We start from the raw sequence: 21,362 nt of genomic DNA on the forward strand, positions 1-21,362 counted from the left end.
CGCCAAGAGCATCCAGGCAACCTTTGTGGAGCCCCGCCCATGCCTCTATTCCGTGCTTTTTGCGTCGCCGGCCTGCTGACGGCCAGCACCACCGCTGCGCTCGCAGCCACCTACGGCCCCGAGCTGCAGGGCTTCCAGTACCCCTATCCGCTGGAACATTTTCACTTCCAATCCCAAGGGGAATCCCTGCAAATGGGCTATATGGACGTGCCGGCAAAAGGCACTGCCAATGGTCGCGCCGTGGTGTTGATGCATGGCAAAAACTTTTGCGGTGCCACCTGGGAAGGCTCGATCAAGGCCTTGAGCGACGCCGGCTACCGCGTGATCGCCCCGGACCAGATCGGTTTTTGCAGCTCCAGCAAACCCGAGCACTACCAGTACAGCTTCCAGCAGTTGGCCCTCAACACCCATCAACTGCTGGAAAAACTCGGTATTCAAAAGGCCACCCTCCTCGGCCACTCCACCGGCGGCATGCTCGCCACGCGGTACGCGCTGATGTACCCCGAGCAGACCGAGCAACTGGCGCTGGTCAACCCCATCGGCCTGGAAGACTGGAAAGCCCTGGGCGTGCCCGCGCTGAGCGTCGACCAGTGGTATGCCCGTGAACTGAAAGTCAGCGCCGAGGGGATTCGCAAGTATCAGCTCAACACTTACTACGTCGGCCGCTGGAAGCCGGAGTACGAGCGCTGGGTGGACATGTACGCCGGTCTGAGCAACGGACCTGGGCATACGCGGGTCGCATGGAACTCGGCGTTGATTTACGACATGATCTTCACCCAGCCGGTGTACTACGAGTTCAAGAACCTGCAGATGCCCACCCTGTTGCTGATCGGCACGGCCGACAACACCGCCATCGGCAAGGATGTCGCGCCGCCAGCGGTCAAGGCCACGCTGGGCAACTACGCGGTGCTGGGCAAAAACGTGGCCAAGCTGATCCCCCACGCAACCCTGGTGGAGTTTCCCGGGCTGGGCCACGCGCCGCAGATGGAAGAACCGGCGAAGTTTCACCAGGCGCTGTTGCAGGGCTTGAACGCCCTTTAACCCAACCTTTTTCGAGGCACCCGTGAATGTCGGTACAGATCGCAGTGATTGATGATTGGCAGAACGTGGCCAGTGGCGTGGTGGATTGGTCCGTACTGGAGTCAGTGGGCCAAGTGCATTTCCTGCACGATTACCCGGCGGATACCGCCGTGATGATCGAGCGCCTGCAAGCCTTCGAAGTGATTTGCGTGATGCGTGAACGCACCACCTTCGGCCAGACGCTGTTACAGGGCTTGCCCCGGCTCAAGTTGCTGGTCACCGGCGGCATGCGCAACGCCGCGATCGACATTCCTGCGGCCAAGGCCCTGGGCATTCAGGTCTGCGGCACCGACAGCTATAAACAGGCCGCGCCGGAATTGACCTGGGCGTTGATCATGGCCTCCACCCGTAACCTGCTGGCCGAGGCCAACTCCTTGCGCGCTGGCGACTGGCAGGTCGGGCTGGGCGGTGACCTGTACGGCAAGACGCTGGGCATTCTCGGGCTGGGCAGCATCGGCCAGAAGGTCGCGCAATTCGCCCAGGTGTTCGGCATGCGCGTGATTGCCTGGAGCGAAAACCTCACGCCGGAACGTGCGGCCGCAGCTGGCGCCACCTGGGTCAGCAAGCAGGTGCTGTTCGAGCAGGCCGACATCCTTACCATCCATCTGGTACTCAGCGACCGCAGCCGGGGCCTGGTGGATGCCCAAGCGCTGGGCTGGATGAAACCCTCGGCGCGACTGGTGAACACCGCGCGCGGGCCGATTGTGGATGAGCGGGCGCTGGTCGAGGCGTTAAGCAGTGGCCGCCTGGCCGGGGCGGCACTGGATGTGTACGCCGAGGAGCCATTGCCGCTGGATCATCCGTTTCGCCACTTGCCGAATGTGCTGGCCACGCCCCATGTGGGCTATGTGAGCGCGCAGAATTACCGGCAGTTCTACGAGCAGATGATTGAGGATATCCAGGCGTGGGCCAAAACGGCGCCCATGCGCGTACTCGGCTGACGCACCAACACGGGGCACCTCACTGCACCATGCATAGGGACGGTCGCCCCAATGGGGCCGCTTCACAGCCCAGCGCAGGGCAAGCCTGCTCACCACACAGCTGCACCCAATCGGTTAATAACAGTTGAATGTCTGGTTACAAGTATTTTGTCCTACAAAATCTGCCTAGAAACCCTACAGGCTCTGGGATCTGTCCTAGACTCATGACCGATGGGTCCGTTCCAAAACAAAAACCCCGCAAAAAATCGAAACTTTCAGACTCTGCCATTGGTCCAGTTTTAAGGTAAGGCGAGCGCGTTGGCTTCACGGCAAATGCCCGTCCATCCAATCTTTTTTCACAACCCGTGCAACTGGCATACGCCTTGCCAGTTTGTACAGTGCTTGTGCGCCTGGCCGCAGGATGCGGTCAATCGGAGCTAATGGCAGCGGGCCATTAGCCGACCAACAAAATGGGAGTGCATTATGATCAGTGCCGCAGTAGATACTCAGGGAGAGCGTTTCAGTCAGCCCGCAGGGGGGCCTACATCATTGGCCGACCTGCCCAACACTGTGCGGCCAGTCGTGAGTCAAAACCCGAATCGAAAGAAAGTCCTGTTTGTCACCTCCGAGTTTGCCGACCTGGTGAAAACCGGCGGTCTGGGCGACGTATCCGCTGCCCTGCCCCGCGCCATGGCCCACCTGCATGATGTGCGCGTGTTGATCCCCGGTTACCCGCAGGTGATGGAAAGCGACAACCCGATCCATATCATCGGTGAGCTGGGCGGTCACGCCGCGCTGCCGCCGTGCAAGATCGGGCGCATGGATCTCAAGGACGGGCTGGTCATCTACGTGTTGATCTGCCCCGAACTCTACGAGCGTGAAGGCACGCCCTACGGCGCCAACAACGGCCGCGACTGGCCGGACAACCATATCCGCTTCGCCCGCCTGGGCCTCGCCGCCGCCGACATCGCCGCCAACCTCGCACAGATCCACTGGTGCCCGGACCTGGTGCACGCCCACGACTGGCCCGCTGGCCTGGCCCCGGCGTATATGCACTGGCGTGGGTCACGCACACCGACCCTGTTCACCATCCATAACCTGGCTTACCAGGGTGTGGTCAGCCTCGCCTCCACACCGGAACTGGGTATCCCGCCCCACGCCCTGCAACAGGAAGGCATGGAGTTCTACGGCAAGATGTCGTTCCTCAAGGCCGGCATGGCGTACTCCAGTCATATCACCACGGTGAGCGCGACCTACGCCCAGGAAATCACCACCCCGGAATTTGGCTGCGGCCTCGACGGTTTTCTCGCCGCCAAGACCCAGCAAGGCCTGCTCAGTGGTATCCCCAACGGTATCGATGAAAGTTGGGAAACCTCCACCGACGAACACCTGACCCACAACTTCAATATCGGCGACTGGGAAGGCAAGGCCATCAACGCCGCCCATGTGCGCGAACTGTTCGGCCTGCACGACTCCACCGGCCCGCTGTTCGCCGTGGTCTCGCGCCTGGTCTATCAAAAAGGCCTGGACCTGACCGAAGCAGTCGCCAGTTTCATTGTCGAGAACGGCGGCCAGATCGCGATCATCGGACGCGGCGAGCCGGAAGAAGAACAGGCCATGCGTGAACTGGCCCTGCGTTTTCCGGGCCAGGTCGGCGTACGCATCGGCTTCAACGAAACCGACGCCCGCCGCATGTTCGCCGGCAGTGATTTTTTGCTGATGCCCTCGCGCTATGAGCCTTGCGGCCTGAGCCAGATGTACGCCCAGCGCTTCGGCTCATTGCCGGTGGCACGCAATACCGGCGGCCTGGCGGACACCATCGAGAACGGCGTCACTGGGTTCCTGTTCAATGAATCCACCGTGGAAAGCTATGAAGAAGCGCTGAGCCGTGCGTTCAAGGTCTTCGCCTTCCCGGGACTGCTCAACGCCATGCGCTGCCGGGCCATGACCCAACCATTCAACTGGTGCCAGGCGGTCGAACCCTACGCAGAACTCTACGAACAACTTGTGGCCAAGGCCCTGGGGAAATCAGTCAAGTAATCAAGGGAGGTCTCTATAGATGCCATTACGGACTCTGGAAACCTGGCCCCACGGCGCAATCATGCTGGACGCGCAACACACGCGTTTTGCCTTGTGGGCGCCAGACGCGTTTTATGTCAGCGTTGAATTGGAAGACGGTAAATCGGTCGCCATGCTGCCGCAGGCAGACGGCTGGTTCGAAGTAGAAATAAAATGCGCGGCGGGCACGCGATACCGCTACAACATCGACGGGGAAAAGGACGTGCCTGACCCCGCCTCCCGAGCCCAGCTTGCAGATGTGCATGGTTGGAGCCTGGTGGTCGACCCCCTCGCCTACGAATGGCGGCACAGCCACTGGGCCGGTCGCCCGTGGCATGAGGCGGTCATCTACGAACTGCACGTCGGCGCGCTGGGGGGCTACGCCGGCGTCGAAAAGCACCTGCCGCGCCTGGCCGAGCTGGGCGTGACCGCGATTGAATTGATGCCCCTGGCGCAGTTCCCCGGCGAACGCAACTGGGGCTACGATGGCGTTCTCCCCTACGCCCCCCACTCCTCGTACGGCACGCCCGAACAGCTCAAGCACCTGATCGACAGCGCCCACGAACACGGCCTGGCCGTGATCCTCGACGTGGTCTACAACCACTTCGGCCCTGACGGCAACTACTTGGGCCAATACGCCCGAGGCTTCTTTCGCGAAGACGTGCACACGCCCTGGGGTGCCGGGATCGATTTCGAGCGCCGCGAGGTGCGCGACTTCTTCCTCGACAACGCCCTGATGTGGCTGATGGAGTACCGCTTCGACGGCCTGCGCCTGGACGCCGTGCACGCCATCGACAATCCCGGTTTCCTGCAACAACTGGCGCAACGGGTGCGCCAACAGGTCGACACCGGCCGCCACGTATGGCTGGTGCTGGAAAACGAATTCAACCAGGCCAGCCTGCTGGAGCATGATTTCGATGCACAGTGGAACGACGACGGCCATAACGCGCTGCATGTGCTGCTCACCGGTGAAACCGACGCCTACTACAGCGACTTCGCCCAGGACACCACCGCCAAACTGGCCCGCTGCCTGAGCGAAGGGTTCATCTACCAAGGTGACACCACCCGCCATGGCCATCGCCGTGGCGAGCCCAGCGCGCACCTTCCACCGAGTGCCTTTGTGCTGTTCTTGCAGAACCATGACCAGATCGGCAACCGCGCCATGGGCGAGCGCCTGCACCAACTCTGCACGCCCCAGGCACTCAGGGCCGCGACCACGTTGCTGTTGATGTCGCCGATGATCCCGCTGATGTTCATGGGCGATGAAGTCAACGCCCAGCAACCCTTTCTGTTTTTCACCGACCACCACGGCGAATTGGCCGAAGCGGTGCGTGAAGGCCGCCGCAGCGAGTTTGCCGACTTCGCCGCGTTCCAGGATCCCGAACGACGCGCACGTATTCCCGATCCCAACGCCCTGCCGACCTTCGAGCAATCGGCCCCGGTGTTTGCCGACAGCGAACACGCGCAGCTCTACCGCCAACTGCTGAGCCTGCGCCGTCGCCACCTCGTGCCGCACCTGCCCGGCAGCGTGGCGCTGGGCGCCCAGGTACTGGCAGACGGCGCCGTCACCGCGCGCTGGCGCCTGGGCGACGGCAGCCTGTTGCAGATCGACCTCAACCTCAGTGCCACGCCCGTGAATCACCCGGCGCCGCAGCACGTTATTTTCGCCACGCCCGCTGAGCAAGGCGCGCAACTGCCGCCGTACAGCGCGCGCGTCAGCCTTTCCCCTGTTGGAGAACACCCTTGAGCGAAGCGAACCTGGAAATCCTCGCCAGCCGCGCGGGCCTTGCCGTCGATTGGATCGACGCCAACGGCCGTCCGCAACGCGTGACACCCGATGCCCTGCGCGCCGTGCTCAAAGGTCTGGGCCACCCTGCCGACACCGATGCAGAGATCGACGCCAGCCTGTTGGAACTGGAACAACAGCAGCAAGACAAACACCTGCCGCCGCTGCTGACCATCGACAGCGGCCACGGCCTGGACCTGGCGCGCTACTTCGAACCCGACACGCAGTGCCGCGTCAGCCTGGAAAACGGCGAAACCCTGGAGCTGCGCCTTGATGGCGACGCGGTGCTGCCCGGCGTGATCGCCCTCGGCTATCACCGCGTGTACATCAACGACCAGACGTTCACCCTCGCCGTCGCCCCCACCCACTGCTACAGCGTCGCCGAAGCCGTCGACAGCCAACCCGCCCGCGCCTGGGGCCTGAGTGCCCAGTTGTACTCGCTGCGCCGCCTGGGCGATGGCGGCTTCGGCGACACCCTGGCCCTGGAGCACCTGGCCCGTTCGGCCGCCGAACGCGGTGCGGATGCCCTGGCGATCAGCCCGATGCACGCGATGTTCAGCGCCGACACCGGACGCTACAGCCCGTATTCGCCGTCGAGCCGGTTGTTCCTTAACAGCTTGTATGCCTCGCCCGGCTGCATCCTCGGCGAACGTGAAGTGCGCAGCGCCATCGAGGCGCTCGGCCTGGAGGAGGAGCTGCACGCGCTGGAGCAACACGCCCTGATCGACTGGCCCACCGCCGCAAAGGCCAAGCAACGCCTGCTGCGCGCCTTGTATGAAGACTTCCGCCACGGCCAGCATCCGCAACATGCGGACTTCCTGAGTTTCCGCCAGGCCGGCGGTGAAGCCCTGGAAAACCACTGTCGCTTCGAAGCCGTGCAAGCCGCCCGCGCAGCTGCCGGCGAAGAGCTCGACTGGCGCCACTGGCCGCGAGAGTGGCGCACGCCGCAAAGCCCGGCGCTGGCGCAGTTCGCCGAGGACAACGGTGAAGAGATCGGCTATTTCGCCTTTACCCAATGGCTCATCGCCCGGTGCCTGGAGCGTGCCCAACAAGCCGCCAAGGGCAGTGGCATGGGCATCGGTCTGATCGCCGATCTGGCCGTGGGCGCCGACGGCGGTGGCAGCCAGGCGTGGAGTCGCCAGGACGAGTTGCTGGCCGACCTGACCGTGGGCGCGCCGCCAGACATCCTTAACCGCGCCGGCCAGGGCTGGGGCATTTCCGCGTTCTCCCCCGAAGGCCTCAAGCGCAACGGTTTCCGTGCCTTTATCGAGATGTTGCGCGCCAACTTCGCCCATGCCGGCGGCTTGCGCATCGACCATGTGATGGGCCTGCAGCGCCTGTGGGTGATCCCCATGGACGCATCGCCCCGGGAAGGGGCTTACCTGTATTACCCGGTGGACGACCTGTTACGCCTGTTGGCGCTGGAATCGCACCGCCACCAGGCCATCGTCCTCGGTGAAGACCTCGGCACCGTGCCCGAAGGCCTGCGCGAAAAACTCAGCGGCCGCTCCATCCTGGGCATGCGTGTGTTGCTGTTCGAGCAAGGCCATGACGGCCAGTTCAAGCCGATCCTCGACTGGCCGGACAACGCCCTGGCGACCACCAGCACCCACGATTTGCCCACGCTCAACGGCTGGTGGCACAGCCGCGATATCGACTGGAACATCCAGCTCGGCCTGATCGATGCGCCCACCGTGGATCAATGGAGCGAACACCGTCTGCGCGAACGCCAGGCACTGCGCCAGGCCTTGAGCCAGGACCCGCAGAACTTCGTCGAAGAGATTCGCAACGAAACCGATCACATGATCGACGCCAGCGTGCGCTACCTCGGCCACACCCGTGCGCCGCTGGTGCTGTTGCCATTGGAGGACGCCCTGGGCGTCGAAGAACAAGCCAACCTGCCCGGCACCACCGACACCCATCCCAATTGGCGCCGACGCCTGGCGGGTGAAGCTTCAAGTTTGCTGGACAACGCCGGTGCTGCACGACGCCTCGAATTGCTGGCCGTCGCGCGCAACCAGGCCCATGAGCGTGACCGATGAAGACCCTACCCCTGCGCGCTACCCAGCGCCTGCAATTTCATAAAGGCTTTACCCTGGACGACGCGGTGCCTTTGGTGCCGTATTTCGCCCAGCTAGGCATCAGCCATCTGTACGCCTCGCCGCTGCTCAGTGCCCGCGCCGGCTCCATGCACGGCTACGACGTGGTCGACCCGACCCGCGTCAACCCGGAACTGGGCGGTGAGCCGGCCCTGCGCCGTCTGGTGGCGGCGCTGCGTGAACACGACATGGGATTGATCCTGGATATCGTCTCCAACCATATGGCCGTCGGCGGTGCCGATAACCCTTGGTGGCTGGACCTGCTGGAGTGGGGTCGCCTGAGTCCGTACAGCGAATTCTTCGATATTCAGTGGCACTCGCCCGACCCGCTGCTCAAGGGCCAACTGTTGATGCCGTTTCTGGGCAGCGACTACGGCGAGGCCTTGCAGACCGGCACCCTGACGTTGCATTTCGACGCCGAGCACGGCGCGTTTCATGTCGAGCATTACGAACATCGTTTCCCGATCTGCCCACGGGATTACGCGCTGATCCTGGGCAACGACGCAACGCTCAAACCCATGGCTGACCGTTTCGCCGCCCTCGCCTATCAGGACGACGCCTACGCCGAAGCCGCGTGGCTCAAGCAGGCATTGGCCGAGCGCGCCACCGAAGTCATGCCGGCCATTGAAGAGCGCTTGAGCCAGTTCGACGGGCGCCAGCCGGAAGGCTTCAACCGCTTGCATCAGTTGCTGGAGCAACAGGCCTACCGCCTGGCGAGCTGGCGCACGGCGGCGGACGATATCAACTGGCGGCGCTTCTTCGACGTCAATGAGCTGGGCGGCCTGCGCGTCGAACGCACAGCAGTGTTCGAAGCCACCCACGGCAAGATCTTCGAGTTGATCAGCCAAGGCTTGGTGGATGGGTTACGCATCGACCATATCGACGGCCTGGCCGACCCCCGTGGATATTGCCGCAAGCTGCGTCGCCGGGTGGATGCTCTTGCGCCAGGTCGGCATTTGCCGATCTTTGTCGAAAAGATCCTCGGCGAAGGCGAGACCCTGCGTGAAGACTGGCGCGTGGACGGCACCACCGGCTATGAATTCATGGACCAACTGTCGTTGCTGCAACACCAGCCGGACGGTTTTGCACCGCTGGCCGAACTGTGGACGCGCCATACCGAGCGGCCCTCGGCGTTTATCGAAGAAGCCCGCCTGGCCCGCCAACAAATCCTCAACGGCTCGTTGGGCGGGGATTTTGAAAGCGTCGCCCAAGCGCTGCTGCAAGTGGCCCGCGACGATGTGATGACCCGCGACCTGACCCTGGGCGCGATTCGCCGCGCCTTGCAGGAACTGATCGTGCACTTCCCGGTGTACCGCACCTACATCAGCGTCCTCGGCCGCAGCGCCGACGACGACGCGGTGTTCCAGCAGGCCATGGACGGTGCCCGCACCACCTTGAGCGAGGGCGACTGGCCGGTGCTCGATCACCTCGAAAAATGGCTCGGCGGCCAGCCCTGGCGCCAACGCTCGGTGGGCCGGGAGCGCAAGATCCTCAAGCACGCCTGTGTACGCTTCCAGCAACTGACCTCGCCCGCCGCCGCCAAGGCTGTGGAAGACACCGCGTTCTATCGCTCGGCGGTGCTGCTGTCGCGCAATGATGTGGGCTTCAGCACCGAGCAGTTCAGCGCCCCTTTGGCTGAGTTTCACAGGATCAACCAACAGCGTTTGCAGGCCTTCCCGGATAACCTGCTGGCCACCGCCACCCACGACCACAAACGCGGCGAAGACACCCGTGCACGGCTCGCAGTGCTCAGCGAGTGCGCCACTTGGTACGTGGAGCAGGTTGAGCAATGGCGCAGCCTGGCCGCGCCATTGCGCACTGATGCCGCCACGCCATCGGCCGGTGACGAGCTGATCCTCTACCAAGTGCTGCTGGGCAGCTGGCCGCTGGACCAGGGGGATGACTTCGACGGCTATCAACAACGCCTGTGGCAGTGGCAACAGAAAGCCCTGCGCGAAGCCAAGTTGAACAGCAGTTGGAGCGCGCCCAACGACGCCTACGAACAAGGCGTCGAAGCGTTTCTGTCGCGCCTGCTGCTCAGTGACGAAGGCCGCCCGCTGCGCACCGCGATTGCGACGGCCGCCCAGGCGATTGCCCCGGCGGGTGCGCTCAATGGGCTGGCGCAATCCTTGCTTCGCATCACGGTGCCCGGTGTGCCGGACCTGTACCAGGGCGCTGAGTTCTGGGACTTCAGCCTGGTGGATCCCGACAACCGTCGCCCGGTGGATTTCAGTGCACGGCAACAGGCCCTGGATACGCCGCCGGACATCGGCGAACTGCTGTTCAACTGGCGGGACGGGCGCATCAAGCAGGCCTTGATTGCCCAGGTGCTGGCCCTGCGCAAGGCTCAACCTGAGCTGTTTCGCAGCGGCACTTACACGCCGCTGGAAGTGGTCGGCCAACACGCCGGGCGGGTGGTCGCATTCTGCCGCGAACACCAGGGCAAACGCCTGCTGGTGGTGGTGCCACGCTGGCCTCATCACCTGCTGGATAACGGTGTGCATCCCCAGATCAATGCGCAGGTTTGGGGCGATACCCGACTGAAATTACCGTTCGCCGCACCAACTCAATACTGGAAGGGACTTTTTCATACAGGCGCAGTCACACCAGACAAGGAGCTGTTGATCAGCGCTGCCCTGGGGGATTTCCCGGTCAATGTCTTTATCAATCCTGATGATCAAGAAAGCTGAAAATTTTCTGTGAGGAGCATTGTGATGAGTACTGAAGACAAACGCATACGCGAGCTGGCGCATCAGATCTGGGAGTCTGAAGGTAAACCCCATGGCGAAGACGCACGCCACTGGGAGATGGCGCGCAAGCTGGCCGAATCTGAAGCGTTGACGCCGAGCAAACCCAAGGCGGGCGCCAAGCCCAAGGCCGCCCCCAAGCCGCCGGCCAAGGCCAAGCCGCCAGCCCCCGCTGCCGGCAAGCCGACGCCAGCAACGGCGAAGAAACCACCGGCGCCGAAAAAGCCCAAGCCTTAATTCCATCAACCTCCCGTCGACGTGTCGGCGGGAGGTCATTTCATCACACAGATTGTCAGCTGTATGTTCGTCAGCACGGCGACGTTCGGCCCGAAAAAGACCCTGCAGGAGCAACTTCAATGAGCAAACCCGACAAAAGCCAAGCGACGCCGGACCATGAGCCGTCGCGGATTCGTGAAGGTTTGCCCTTCCCACTCGGCGCGACCTGGGATGGCCTGGGTGTCAACTTTGCGCTGTTTTCGGCCAATGCCACCAAGGTTGAACTCTGCCTGTTCGATGATTCGGGCGAAGTGGAACTGGAGCGCATCGAGCTGCCGGAATACACCGACGAAATTTTCCACGGTTACTTGCCCGACGCCCATCCAGGGCTGATTTACGGCTATCGCGTCTACGGCGCATACGACCCGGCCAACGGCCATCGCTTCAACCACAATAAATTGCTGATCGACCCCTATGCCAAACAACTGGTGGGCGAGCTCAAATGGTCCGAAGCGCTGTTTGGCTACACCATCGGCCACCCTGACGACGACCTCAGTTTCGACGAGCGCGACAGCGCGCCGTTCGTGCCCAAGTGCAAGGTCATCGACCCCGCGCACACCTGGGGCAACGACCAACCGGTGCGGGTGCCGTGGGACCGCACGATCATCTATGAAACCCACCTGCGCGGCATCAGCATGCGTCACCCTTCGGTGGGCGAATCCGTGCGCGGCACCTGCGCCGGGCTGATGGAAGACGACGTGCTCAAGCACATTCGCCAGTTGGGGATCTCGTCGGTAGAGCTGCTGCCGGTGCACGCCTTCGTCAACGACCAGCACCTGCTGGAAAAAGGCATGACCAACTATTGGGGCTACAACAGCATCGCGTTCTTCGCCCCCGACCCGCGCTACCTGGCCAGCGGCAAGATCGCCGAGTTCAAGGAGATGGTCGCGCACCTGCACGAGCAGAAGCTGGAAGTGATCCTCGACGTGGTCTACAACCACACCGCCGAAGGCAACGAGCGCGGCCCGACTCTGTCCATGCGCGGCATCGACAACGCCTCGTACTACCGGCTGATGCCTGACGACAAGCGCTTCTATATCAATGATTCCGGCACCGGCAATACCCTGGACCTGAGCCATCCGTGCGTGCTGCAAATGGTCACCGACTCGTTGCGTTATTGGGCCAACGAGATGCACGTCGACGGCTTCCGCTTTGACCTTGCGACGATTCTTGGCCGTTACCGCGACGGTTTCGACGAGCGCCACAGCTTCCTCGTGGCCTGCCGCCAGGACCCGGTACTACGTCAGCTCAAACTGATCGCCGAGCCGTGGGACTGCGGCCCCGGCGGCTATCAGGTGGGCAATTTCCCACCGGGCTGGGTGGAATGGAACGACCGTTTCCGCGACACCGTGCGTGCGTTCTGGAAAGGCGACGACGGCCAGCTCGCGGACTTCGCCGGGCGCATGACAGCCTCCGGTGAGATGTTCAACCATCGTGGCCGTCGCCCCTACAGCTCGGTGAACTTCATCACCGCCCATGACGGCTTCACCTTGCACGACCTGGTGTCGTACAACGACAAGCACAACGAAGACAACGACGAGAACAACCAGGACGGCAGCAACAACAACCTGTCCTGGAACCACGGCGTCGAAGGCCCCACCGACGACCCGGAAATCAACGCGCTGCGCCTGCGCCAGATGCGCAACTTCTTCGCCACCCTGCTGCTGGCCCAAGGCACGCCGATGATCGTGGCCGGTGATGAGTTCGCCCGCACGCAACATGGCAATAACAACGCGTATTGCCAGGACAGCGAGATCGGCTGGGTCAACTGGGACTTGGACGATGACGGCAAATCGCTGCTCAAGTTCGTCAAGCGCCTGATCAAACTACGCCTGGCGTACCCGATCCTGCGGCGTGGGCGCTTCCTGGTGGGCGACTACAACGAAGACATCGGCGTAAAAGACGTGACCTGGCTCGCCCCCGATGGCAATGAAATGACCACCGAACAGTGGGAGGACAGCCATGGCCGCTGCCTGGGCATGTTGATGGATGGCCGCGCCCAGGAAACCGGGATTCGCCGCGCCGGTGCCGATGCGACCTTGTTGCTGGTGGTCAACGCGCACCACGACCTGGTCAATTTCCGCCTGCCGCCGGTGCCCGAGGGTGAGTTCTGGACCTGCATGCTCGACACCAATGACATTGCCGTGCGCGGTCAGGAGCGTTTTGATTTCGAACACGAATACGCCGTGACCGGCCGCTCGCTGTTGCTGTTCGAGCTGCAGCGCGAAGACGAGGTATGACATGGCTTTGCATGGATTCCTTCAAGGCTACCGGGGCTATGCGGACACGCAGGCCCTGGGCGAGGCCCTGAAGGCGCTTCAGGAGGAAGGCCTGGACCAACTGCCGTTGCCCGGCAGCGGCAAGACGTTGGCACGCTTCAGCCGCCTGGCCCAGGTGGCCGGGCATGACCTGCGCCTGTGCAAGTTATTCGAAGGCCACACCGACGCCTTGGCGATCATCGCCGAGCTGGACAGCCCCCTGCCGCCCTTGGGCAGCACGTGGGGGATGTGGGCCGCCGAACCGCCGAGTGCAAAAGTGCGCGTCCGGCGCGACGGCCATCGACTGATCGTCGACGGTCGCAAAGCCTGGTGTTCCGGCGCGGCGGTGGTCAGCCATGGGTTGCTGACGGCGTGGGACGAGGAGGACCGCCAGCAGTTGGTGGCGGTGCAGATGCGCACGCCGGGGGTCACGGTGACCGATGAAGGCTGGCATGCGGTCGGCATGGCCGCTACGGGCAGTGTCGAAGTGCTGTTCACGGAGGCCGCCGCCATTGCGGTCGGCCATCCGGGTGACTACCTCAGCCGCCCGGGCTTCTGGCAAGGCGGGATAGGGATTGCCGCGTGCTGGTATGGCGCCGCCCAACGCTTGGCAGAAGTGTTGCGTGAACAATGCGCCAAGCGCCCGGAGCCCCATGCCCTCGCCCACTTGGGCGCCGTCGACAGTGCGTTGAACGCGGCCGCCTGCGTACTGCGCGCCAGCGCCGAGCACATCGACCGGGAGCCCAAGGCCGATGCCCGCGCGCTGGCCCAGCGGACGCGGGCCTGCATCGAGGACACGGTCACACAAGTGATGCACCACGTGGGCCGTGCGGTCGGTGCCGGGCCTTATTGCAAGGACCCGCACTTTGCACAGCTGATGGCGGATTTGCCGGTGTACCTGCGCCAGAGTCACGCCGAACGTGACTTGGCCGGGCTCGGTGAGCTGGTCGCCGGCGAACCCACGGGCAGGTGGCAATTATGAAACCCAACCCGATTGTCGGCCAAGGCACGCCGCTGCATCGCTGGCAGACGTCACCACGGATGGCCGAGTTACCAGAGATCAGCGTCGAACAACTGGTGCCTGAGGGCCATCGCGCAGTGATCATCGCGCCCCATCCGGATGATGAAGTGTTGGGTTGCGGCGGGTTGCTGCAAGGTCTGGCCGCGCTCAGCCGGCCCATACAGCTGATCTCGGTGACCGACGGCAGCGCCAGCCACCCCGGCTCCCGGCGCTGGCCGGTGGAGCGCCTGAGTGTGGTGCGGCCACAGGAATCGGCGCAGGCCCTGCATCGGCTGGGGTTGCCGTTGCACAGCCTGAAGTGGTTGCGCGCTGGCTTCAGCGACAGCCAGGTGGCAGCGCGGGAAGATGAATTGAGCGCGTTTATCCAACGCTACCTCAAGCCCACGGATGTGGTGTTCACCACCTGGCGCGAAGACGGCCACTGCGACCACGAAGCCGTCGGCCGTGCCAGTGCCAAGGCAGCCCAGGCAGCGGGCGCCACGCTGTATGAGTTGCCGGTGTGGACCTGGCACTGGGCAACCCCCGAAGACCGCCAAGTGCCGTGGCACCGTGCGCGCAAAATCCCCCTGAGCTGCGAGACCGTGGCCCGCAAGCGTCACGCCATCCATGCCTTTGCCAGCCAGTTGGAAGGTGACCCGCAGATCGGCCTGGCCCCCGTGCTGGCTCCCTATGTGCTGGAGCGTCTGCTGCAGCCCTTTGAAGTGGTATTTGTATGAGTGTGGCCACGCCGTATTTCGACCAACTGTTCGCCGAAAACGACGACCCCTGGGCGTTTCGTCAACGCTGGTACGAGCGACGCAAACGTGCGCTGACCCTGGCCGTACTGACGCGGCCGCGCTACGCCGCCATCTTTGAGCCGGGCTGCGCCAATGGCGAACTGAGTTTCGAATTGGCCCCGCGCTGTGATCGCCTGCTGTGCTGTGACACCGCCGCAGCCGCAGTCAGTCTGGCGCGCAGCCGTTTATTGGGGTTCCCCCATGCCGAGGTGCAGCAACGCCGCCTGCCGGAACAATGGCCGACGGAACGGTTCGAGCTGATCGTGCTCAGCGAGCTGTGTTACTACCTCGACGCCGACGATCTGGGCCGCGTGATCGACCACGCGCTCGCCAGCCTGACCGACGACGGTCAACTGCTGGCGTGCCACTGGCGCGTGCCAATCGAAGGCTGCCCGCAGACGGCCGAGCAGGTGCACGCCCTGCTCCACGAACGACTGGCCATGCCGCGCCTCGCCAGCTACCACGAACAGGATTTTCTCCTCGACCTGTGGTGCCGCGATGGCACCTCGGTCGCTCGCCATGAGGGCCTGCGATGATCGGCGTTCTGATCCCGGTACATAACGAAGAAACCCTGTTGGCCGAGTGCCTGGACGCTGCATTGATCGCGGCCTGCCACCCCGGCCTGCAGGGTGAAGCGGTGCAGATCCTGTTGGTGCTCGACAGCTGCAGCGATGGTAGCGCCGCCATCGCGAGGGCCTACCCGGTGCAGCATCTGGAAGTACGGGCGCGCAATGTGGGGCATGTGCGCGGCGTCGGTGCGCGGCACTTGCTCAATCAGGGCGCCCGCTGGATCTCCTGTACCGACGCCGACAGCCGCGTCGCGCCGGACTGGCTGGTGGCGCAGCTGGCGCTGAACGCCGATGCGGTATGCGGCACGGTGACGGTAGATGCCTGGAGCGAAGACTTCGACCCGGCCGCGCAGATCCGCTATCTCCAGGGCTACCAGGCGCGGGACGGGCATCGGCATATCCACGGCGCCAACCTCGGTGTCAGCGCAGGTGCTTACATTCGCGCCGGTGGTTTCGAACCCTTGGCCTGCGATGAAGATGTGCAACTGGTGCGCAGCCTGGAACGCAGCGGTGCCTCGATCGCCTGGAGCCACTCGCCCCAAGTGATCACCAGTGCGCGCCTGGACGCCCGCGCCCAGGGTGGGTTTGGCGATTATTTGAAGAGCCTGGTGCACGCGCCGTGAAAAATTCCACGTTGCGAAATGTAAAAGCGGCGAATCCTTGTCTATGCTGAAAACGCCTTGCTGGTCATTCAGGGTTGAATGACCACGCACCACCACGGCGGAGTCTGTGGTGAATAAATAGAGTCGTCCCGTCAACGGGGCACGACCCAGCACCAATCGACAAGGATGTAATTCTCATGAAGCCTGCCTCCCTCAGTGAAGGCCGTCGCGGCCCCGCGCAAATCTGGAACAGCGCACCGCAGCTGGCGCAAATCGCCCCTATCTCGGCAACCTCGTTGGTCCCCGCCGGCGCGCGCGTGGTGGTCATCGCCCCCCATCCCGGCGATGAAGTGCTGGCCTGCGGCGGTATGCTCCAACTGCTCAGCACCCTTGAATACCCGCTGCAACTGATCTCCATCACCGACGGCAGCGCCAGCCACCCCGGCTCGCATGTGTGGCCGGCCAGCCGCTTGAGCGTGGTGCGGCCCCAGGAAAGTGCCGAAGCGCTGCGTCGCCTGGGTATGCCCATGCACAGCCTGAAGTGGATTCGCGGCGGTTTCTGCGACAACGCCCTGGCGGCCCGTGAACCGCAACTGAGCCAATTCATTGCCCGTTACCTGCAAGCCGGGGATGTGGTGTTCACCACCTGGCGCAACGACGGCAACCCCGACCACGACGCGGTCGGTCGTGCCAGTGCCAAGGCATGCAATCTGGTCGGTGCGCAGCTGTATGAGCTGCCGATCCGGGCCTGGCACTGGCCCGCGCGTGACAGCGCGATCATCCCCTGGCAACGGGCGCGCAAGGTGCGCCTGGATACCTGGAGCGTGGCGCGCAAACTCCACGCGACCCATGCCTATGCGAGCCAGCTAGTGGGTGACCCGCTGATCGGGCTGGCGCCGACGCTGGCGCAGGTGCTGTTGGAACGCATGCGCGAGCCTTACGAGATCGTGTTCGCGTGAGCCGCTCACTCGTCTGTACCTGTTATTTCTCACAGTAGCGCCACCAGAGATGTCCGTCTAAGGTGCAAAAAGCGCTGCACAGGTTCAGGTGCAGTCGAGAAAGCCATGCCAACCCTTTGCATTGGCCGGTGTTTTCAGATTCAGGTAAGCCGTCGTCCCTGGTCCGTATCGCGTTCGTTGTTGCCATGGTCTTTAACCGTGCCTGCCCTCAGGCACCGTGAAGATAGATCGCATTGAGCGAGGATAGATCATGAGCAAACGACTTCCCCCGCTGGCCTGCCTGAGCATGGCCATTGCTGCAGCGTCCTGGTTGGCCGCCTGGCCTGATAGCGCGCAGGCCTGCACGTTGACAATCACGCCAGGAGATGACGTGATCAACTGCAACAGTGGCGCCGCCGGCAACTTAGTGGACACCCAAGGCAATAACAGCCTGATCTTTTCCACCGGTAACGGCAGTGTGACGGGCGTGACCTACGGTGCCGGGAACGACCTGATTGAGCTCAATACGCCGGATGCCGTGATTGGCGCCGGGGGCGTCAACATGGGCGATGGCGCGAATATCTTCCGGCTCTTCCAAGGCCGGGTCCAGTCCGCGGTGAATCAGGGCGCCGGAGCCGATATCGTCCAGATCAGTGGCGGGCAAGCGCTGAGCATCAGCCAGGGCGCCGGAATAGACAGTTTCGCCATGAGCGGCGGGACAATCGCGTCGCTGGCCCAAGGGGATGGGCTCGATACCTTCACCATGAGTGCGGGCACCATCACCGGGGCCTTCGAGGATGGCGACCACGCGTTGATGACAGGAGGCACTATCGGGCGGGTCGACATGAAGCTCGACGACAACGTGTTTGATATGCGTGGGGGCAGGATCCTCGGCAACTTGGTCACAGGGTTTGGCAACGATGACATCCGGGTCTCAGGAAACAGTTTCATTGGCGGCAATATCAGCGTCAGTGGCGGTGTCGACAACATTACCGTGACCGGCGGCACCGTCCAGGGGGAAATCCGTGCCAGTGCGGGGGCTGATCAATTTGAGTGGAATGGCGGCGGGCAAATTCTCTCGGCGGTGCTGATGGGCGACGATAACGATGCTGCATTGCTGGCCAACCTGACAGAGGCCGTCGTGCTCCCCACACCCCGCGTGGACGGCGGCCTGGGTACCGATACGCTGACCTTGGATAACAGCCAACTCGGTACACCCGAACGGTATGTGAATTGGGAAGTTGTGAACCTGGATAACCGTGCCAGTCTTGACTTGGGCGGCACCGTCACCCTCGGTGATAGCGGTACCGGCACCGGCACCCTGAACCTGCACGACAGCAGCGTGTTACGGGTCAGCACAGGGGTCATCAGCCCGTTTATCGCAGACCGAGTGGTGACCCTGAACAACAGCAGCCTGATCGACATGACCACCGCAAGCTCCAGCACCAGCGATACCCTGACGGTCAACGGCAACTACAACTCCAGCGGCGGCCAACTCGCGTTGCAAAGTGTGCTGGGCGGCGACGGCTCGCCCAGCGACAAACTGGTGATCAGCCAGGGCACTATCCAGGGCAGTACGAAGATCCACGTGACCAACCTCGGCGGCGCCGGTGCAGAGACGCTGCAAGATGGTATCCAGGTGGTACAGGCGCTCAACGGCGCCACCGGTGGCGGCATCGCCTTTACCAGCAAACCGGTGTCTGCCGGCGCGTTCAATTACTACGTGTTCAAGGGCGGCGTCACCGCCGGTACCGCAGAAAACTACTACCTGCGCTCGACCATCCCGGTGACGCCGACGGACCCGGTGATTATCGCGCCATTGCCGGTGCCCGTGCCCGGTGAGCCACCGCTGCCCACCAACCCCGGAGTGACCCCAATTCCGATCTACCGTCCGGAAGTGCCGATCTACGCCGCATTGTTTCCCGCCGCACAGCAACTGGTGCAAGGCATGCTCGGCACGTTTCATCAGCGTATGGGTGACCAGAGCCAGCAACAGCAAACCGGCGCATTGGCCGCGGGCTGGGGCCGGGTGTATGGCAGCAGCAGTCGCCAGAGTTTCGCCGGCACCGTCAGCCCGACGCTGGACAGCTCGGTGACAGGCTTCCAGGTGGGCACCGATGTGTACGCCAGCCCGCTGGGCAACGGCCAGCAGCGCGCCGGGTTCTTCGTCGGCCACAGCCGCCTCAAGGGCAACGTCAAAGGTTTCAATGGTGGCTGGGAGGACAAGGCCGCGGGCAAGACCACCTTGCGCGGCGATAGCCTGGGAATCTACTGGACGCTGATCGGCGCGAACCAGGCCTACCTGGACCTGGTATTGATGGGTACGCGCTTCAATGGCAACAACGAGTCTGACCGGGGCGTGAAAATGAAAACCCGTGGGCGCAACGTTACGGCCTCAGCCGAAGTCGGCTGGCCGATCCCGATCACGACCAACTGGGTCGCGGAACCCCAGGCTCAGGTGATCGCCAGCAAGACCAAACTCGATAGCCAGCACGATGGGATTTCCGATGTGTCCTACGACGCCGACACCAACCTCACCACGCGCCTGGGGATCCGCCTGCGGGGCGACTATCAAGTGCGTGGCATGCCGCTGCAGCCTTATGTCAGGGCCAACGTCTGGCACAACAGCGCCGGGCAAAACACCGTGACCTTTGCCGACGTCACCGACATCGACACCGAGCAGAAGTCCACCACACTGGACGTGAATGTCGGGGCCACGCTGAAGGTGGCCACGGGCATTAGTGTTTACGGCGAGATGGGCTACAACCGCAACCTGGACAGCAACACCTTCAACGGCCGCCAAGGGACGGTTGGCCTGAGAATGGAGTTCTGACCTGGTAGACAATCGCCAGCCAGACAAACCAGGCCGGCATCACGCACAGCGCCAGGCGTGTATCCGGCCGCAACGCCAGCAGGCACAGCACGAATGCCAGAAACCCGAGGCTGAACCACGCCATCGGCACGCCGCCGGGCATTTTGTAGGTGGAGGCGGCATGCAGGTCAGGGCGTTTTTTGCGATAGGCAATATAGGACGCAAGGATGGTCGACCAGGTAAAAATCACCAGGATCGCCGAGACCGTCGACACGATGGTGAAGGCGGTCATCACCTCCGGCACGACAAACAGCAGGACCAGGCCGAGCAACATCAACAGCGTGGTAAAGGCCAGACTCATAAATGGCACGCTGCTGCTCGACAATCGCCGGAAGATACCCGGTGCGTCGCCTAGATCAGACAAGCCGAACAGCATCCGGCTGGCGGAAAACACCCCACTGTTGGCCGAGGACGCCGCCGAGGTCAGCACCACGAAATTGACGATCCCCGCCGCTGCCGGAAACCCCGCCACCAGGAACAACTCAACGAACGGGCTTTTGCTCGGCGACACCTGGTGCCACGACGTCACCGCAATGATGCACGCCAATGCCAGCACGTAAAACAGGATGATCCGCAGCGGAATCGAGTTGATCGCCTTGGGCAAGGTCTTCTCCGGTGCGCGGGTTTCGGCGGCTGCGGTGCCGATCAGCTCGGTGCCGGCAAAGGAAAAGATCGCCATCTGGAACCCGGCAAAAAAACCGAACAGGCCATTGGGGAATGCCGCCTGTTTATCCAGCAAGTGACTCAACGACGCGGTAACCCCGGTGGGCGAAACAAACGAACTGGCGATCAGCACCGCGCTCACGCCAATCAGAGTGACCACAGCGATAATCTTGATGATCGCAAACCAGAATTCCACTTCGCCGAACAGCCTGACCGTCAGCACATTCAACGCAAACAGCGTCAACAGCATGCCCACGGCCGGTATCCACGCCGGCACGTCCGGGAACCAGTACTGGAAAAATCCGCCGACCACCACCGCGTCCCCCACCACCGCCACGCTCCAGCTCAGCCAGTACGACCAGCCGAGAAAGAACGCCGCGCGCGGCCCCAGGTACGCGCCGGCAAAGTCGGCAAAACTCTTGAAGTTGAGGTTGGACAGCAGCAGTTCACCCATGGCGCGCATCACGAAATACACGAACAGCCCGATGATCATGTAGATCAGGATGATCGAGGTGCCGGACAGCGCGATGATCTTGCCGGAGCCCATGAACAGGCCGGTGCCGATCGCTCCGCCCATGGCCATCAGCTGGATATGGCGGTTGCTCAGGGTGCGTTGCAACGCAGGCTTTTCACACAGTCCGGGCGTGGTTGTTTTCATCACAAAACCTCTTGTTATGTTTTTGAGTTTTGGCAGAAG

The 21,362-nt window shown here is 63.1% G+C and carries 15 protein-coding genes; 14 read left to right on the forward strand and 1 reads right to left on the reverse strand.

Translation table 11 applies throughout. The features are described from left to right. The first annotated feature begins 39 nt into the window (after positions 1–39). From AOA60_RS16155 to AOA60_RS16220, 14 genes are all read left to right on the forward strand, one after another. Entirely contained in the window at positions 40–1,041 is a 1,002-nt protein-coding gene (locus AOA60_RS16155; RefSeq protein ID WP_099585290.1) for an alpha/beta fold hydrolase, read from the forward strand. Between the two features lie 26 nt (positions 1,042–1,067). Further along, positions 1,068–2,021, forward strand: coding sequence for a D-2-hydroxyacid dehydrogenase family protein (locus tag AOA60_RS16160; protein ID WP_099585291.1), 954 nt, complete (start codon positions 1,068–1,070; stop codon positions 2,019–2,021). Positions 2,022–2,483: 462 nt separating this feature from the next. Then, entirely contained in the window at positions 2,484–4,040 is a 1,557-nt protein-coding gene (glgA, locus tag AOA60_RS16165) for a glycogen synthase GlgA (protein ID WP_099585292.1), read from the forward strand. 19 nt (positions 4,041–4,059) lie between these two features. After that, the gene (treZ, locus tag AOA60_RS16170; protein ID WP_099585293.1) at positions 4,060–5,805 is read left to right on the forward strand and encodes a malto-oligosyltrehalose trehalohydrolase; all 1,746 of its coding nucleotides are present in this window, start codon (positions 4,060–4,062) and stop codon (positions 5,803–5,805) included. Then, positions 5,802–7,886 carry a 4-alpha-glucanotransferase gene (gene malQ / locus AOA60_RS16175; protein ID WP_099585294.1) on the forward strand — a complete coding sequence of 695 codons (2,085 nt, stop codon included), beginning with the start codon at positions 5,802–5,804 and terminating at the stop codon, positions 7,884–7,886. The genes treZ and malQ overlap by 4 nt, the downstream gene beginning before the upstream one ends. Then, positions 7,883–10,633, forward strand: coding sequence for a malto-oligosyltrehalose synthase (locus tag AOA60_RS16180; RefSeq protein WP_099585295.1), 2,751 nt, complete (start codon positions 7,883–7,885; stop codon positions 10,631–10,633). The genes malQ and AOA60_RS16180 overlap by 4 nt, the downstream gene beginning before the upstream one ends. A gap of 24 nt (positions 10,634–10,657) precedes the next feature. After that, positions 10,658–10,927 (forward strand): DUF2934 domain-containing protein, encoded by a 270-nt coding sequence (locus AOA60_RS16185; RefSeq protein WP_099585296.1) that lies wholly within the window; start codon positions 10,658–10,660, stop codon positions 10,925–10,927. A 119-nt stretch (positions 10,928–11,046) separates the two neighbouring features. Beyond that, positions 11,047–13,206, forward strand: a complete 2,160-nt coding sequence (gene glgX / locus AOA60_RS16190) for a glycogen debranching protein GlgX (RefSeq protein WP_099585297.1) — start codon at positions 11,047–11,049, stop codon at positions 13,204–13,206. 1 nt (position 13,207) lies between these two features. Further along, on the forward strand, positions 13,208–14,206 hold the full coding sequence (locus AOA60_RS16195; RefSeq protein WP_099585298.1) for an acyl-CoA dehydrogenase family protein: 999 nt from the start codon (positions 13,208–13,210) through the stop codon (positions 14,204–14,206). Beyond that, a complete protein-coding gene (locus AOA60_RS16200) occupies positions 14,203–14,961 on the forward strand; it encodes a PIG-L deacetylase family protein (RefSeq protein WP_099585299.1) in 759 nt (252 codons plus the stop codon). The genes AOA60_RS16195 and AOA60_RS16200 overlap by 4 nt, the downstream gene beginning before the upstream one ends. After that, the gene (locus AOA60_RS16205; protein ID WP_099585300.1) at positions 14,958–15,557 is read left to right on the forward strand and encodes an SAM-dependent methyltransferase; all 600 of its coding nucleotides are present in this window, start codon (positions 14,958–14,960) and stop codon (positions 15,555–15,557) included. The genes AOA60_RS16200 and AOA60_RS16205 overlap by 4 nt, the downstream gene beginning before the upstream one ends. Further along, entirely contained in the window at positions 15,554–16,213 is a 660-nt protein-coding gene (locus AOA60_RS16210; protein ID WP_099585301.1) for a glycosyltransferase family 2 protein, read from the forward strand. Before AOA60_RS16205 ends, AOA60_RS16210 begins: the two co-directional genes overlap by 4 nt. A 176-nt stretch (positions 16,214–16,389) precedes the next feature. After that, entirely contained in the window at positions 16,390–17,151 is a 762-nt protein-coding gene (locus AOA60_RS16215; protein ID WP_099585302.1) for a PIG-L deacetylase family protein, read from the forward strand. A 250-nt stretch (positions 17,152–17,401) separates the two neighbouring features. Then, positions 17,402–19,963, forward strand: coding sequence for an autotransporter outer membrane beta-barrel domain-containing protein (locus AOA60_RS16220; RefSeq protein WP_099585303.1), 2,562 nt, complete (start codon positions 17,402–17,404; stop codon positions 19,961–19,963). On the opposite strand, the gene AOA60_RS16225 is transcribed toward AOA60_RS16220, so the two are convergent. After that, positions 19,920–21,323: an amino acid permease gene (locus tag AOA60_RS16225; protein ID WP_099585304.1), complete on the reverse strand. Its 1,404-nt coding sequence runs from the start codon at positions 21,321–21,323 to the stop codon at positions 19,920–19,922. The two genes, AOA60_RS16220 and AOA60_RS16225, sit on opposite strands and share 44 nt — an antisense overlap. Positions 21,324–21,362 lie beyond the last annotated feature (39 nt).

Origin of the sequence: Pseudomonas sp. 2822-17, assembly GCF_002742485.1 — a bacterium.
Taxonomy (GTDB): domain Bacteria; phylum Pseudomonadota; class Gammaproteobacteria; order Pseudomonadales; family Pseudomonadaceae; genus Aquipseudomonas; species Aquipseudomonas cyclaminis.

Bases quoted from the DNA above. Each gene is read 5' to 3' on its own strand.
- AOA60_RS16155 (WP_099585290.1), top strand. From the start codon at position 40: ATGCCTCTATTCCGTGCTTTTTGCGTCGCCGGCCTGCTGACGGCCAGC.
- AOA60_RS16160 (WP_099585291.1), top strand. From the start codon at position 1,068: ATGTCGGTACAGATCGCAGTGATTGATGATTGGCAGAACGTGGCCAGT.
- glgA (WP_099585292.1), top strand. From the start codon at position 2,484: ATGATCAGTGCCGCAGTAGATACTCAGGGAGAGCGTTTCAGTCAGCCC.
- treZ (WP_099585293.1), top strand. From the start codon at position 4,060: ATGCCATTACGGACTCTGGAAACCTGGCCCCACGGCGCAATCATGCTG.
- AOA60_RS16180 (WP_099585295.1), top strand. From the start codon at position 7,883: ATGAAGACCCTACCCCTGCGCGCTACCCAGCGCCTGCAATTTCATAAA.
- AOA60_RS16185 (WP_099585296.1), top strand. From the start codon at position 10,658: ATGAGTACTGAAGACAAACGCATACGCGAGCTGGCGCATCAGATCTGG.
- glgX (WP_099585297.1), top strand. From the start codon at position 11,047: ATGAGCAAACCCGACAAAAGCCAAGCGACGCCGGACCATGAGCCGTCG.
- AOA60_RS16195 (WP_099585298.1), top strand. From the start codon at position 13,208: ATGGCTTTGCATGGATTCCTTCAAGGCTACCGGGGCTATGCGGACACG.
- AOA60_RS16200 (WP_099585299.1), top strand. From the start codon at position 14,203: ATGAAACCCAACCCGATTGTCGGCCAAGGCACGCCGCTGCATCGCTGG.
- AOA60_RS16205 (WP_099585300.1), top strand. From the start codon at position 14,958: ATGAGTGTGGCCACGCCGTATTTCGACCAACTGTTCGCCGAAAACGAC.
- AOA60_RS16210 (WP_099585301.1), top strand. From the start codon at position 15,554: ATGATCGGCGTTCTGATCCCGGTACATAACGAAGAAACCCTGTTGGCC.
- AOA60_RS16215 (WP_099585302.1), top strand. From the start codon at position 16,390: ATGAAGCCTGCCTCCCTCAGTGAAGGCCGTCGCGGCCCCGCGCAAATC.
- AOA60_RS16220 (WP_099585303.1), top strand. From the start codon at position 17,402: ATGAGCAAACGACTTCCCCCGCTGGCCTGCCTGAGCATGGCCATTGCT.
- AOA60_RS16225 (WP_099585304.1), bottom strand. From the start codon at position 21,323: ATGAAAACAACCACGCCCGGACTGTGTGAAAAGCCTGCGTTGCAACGC.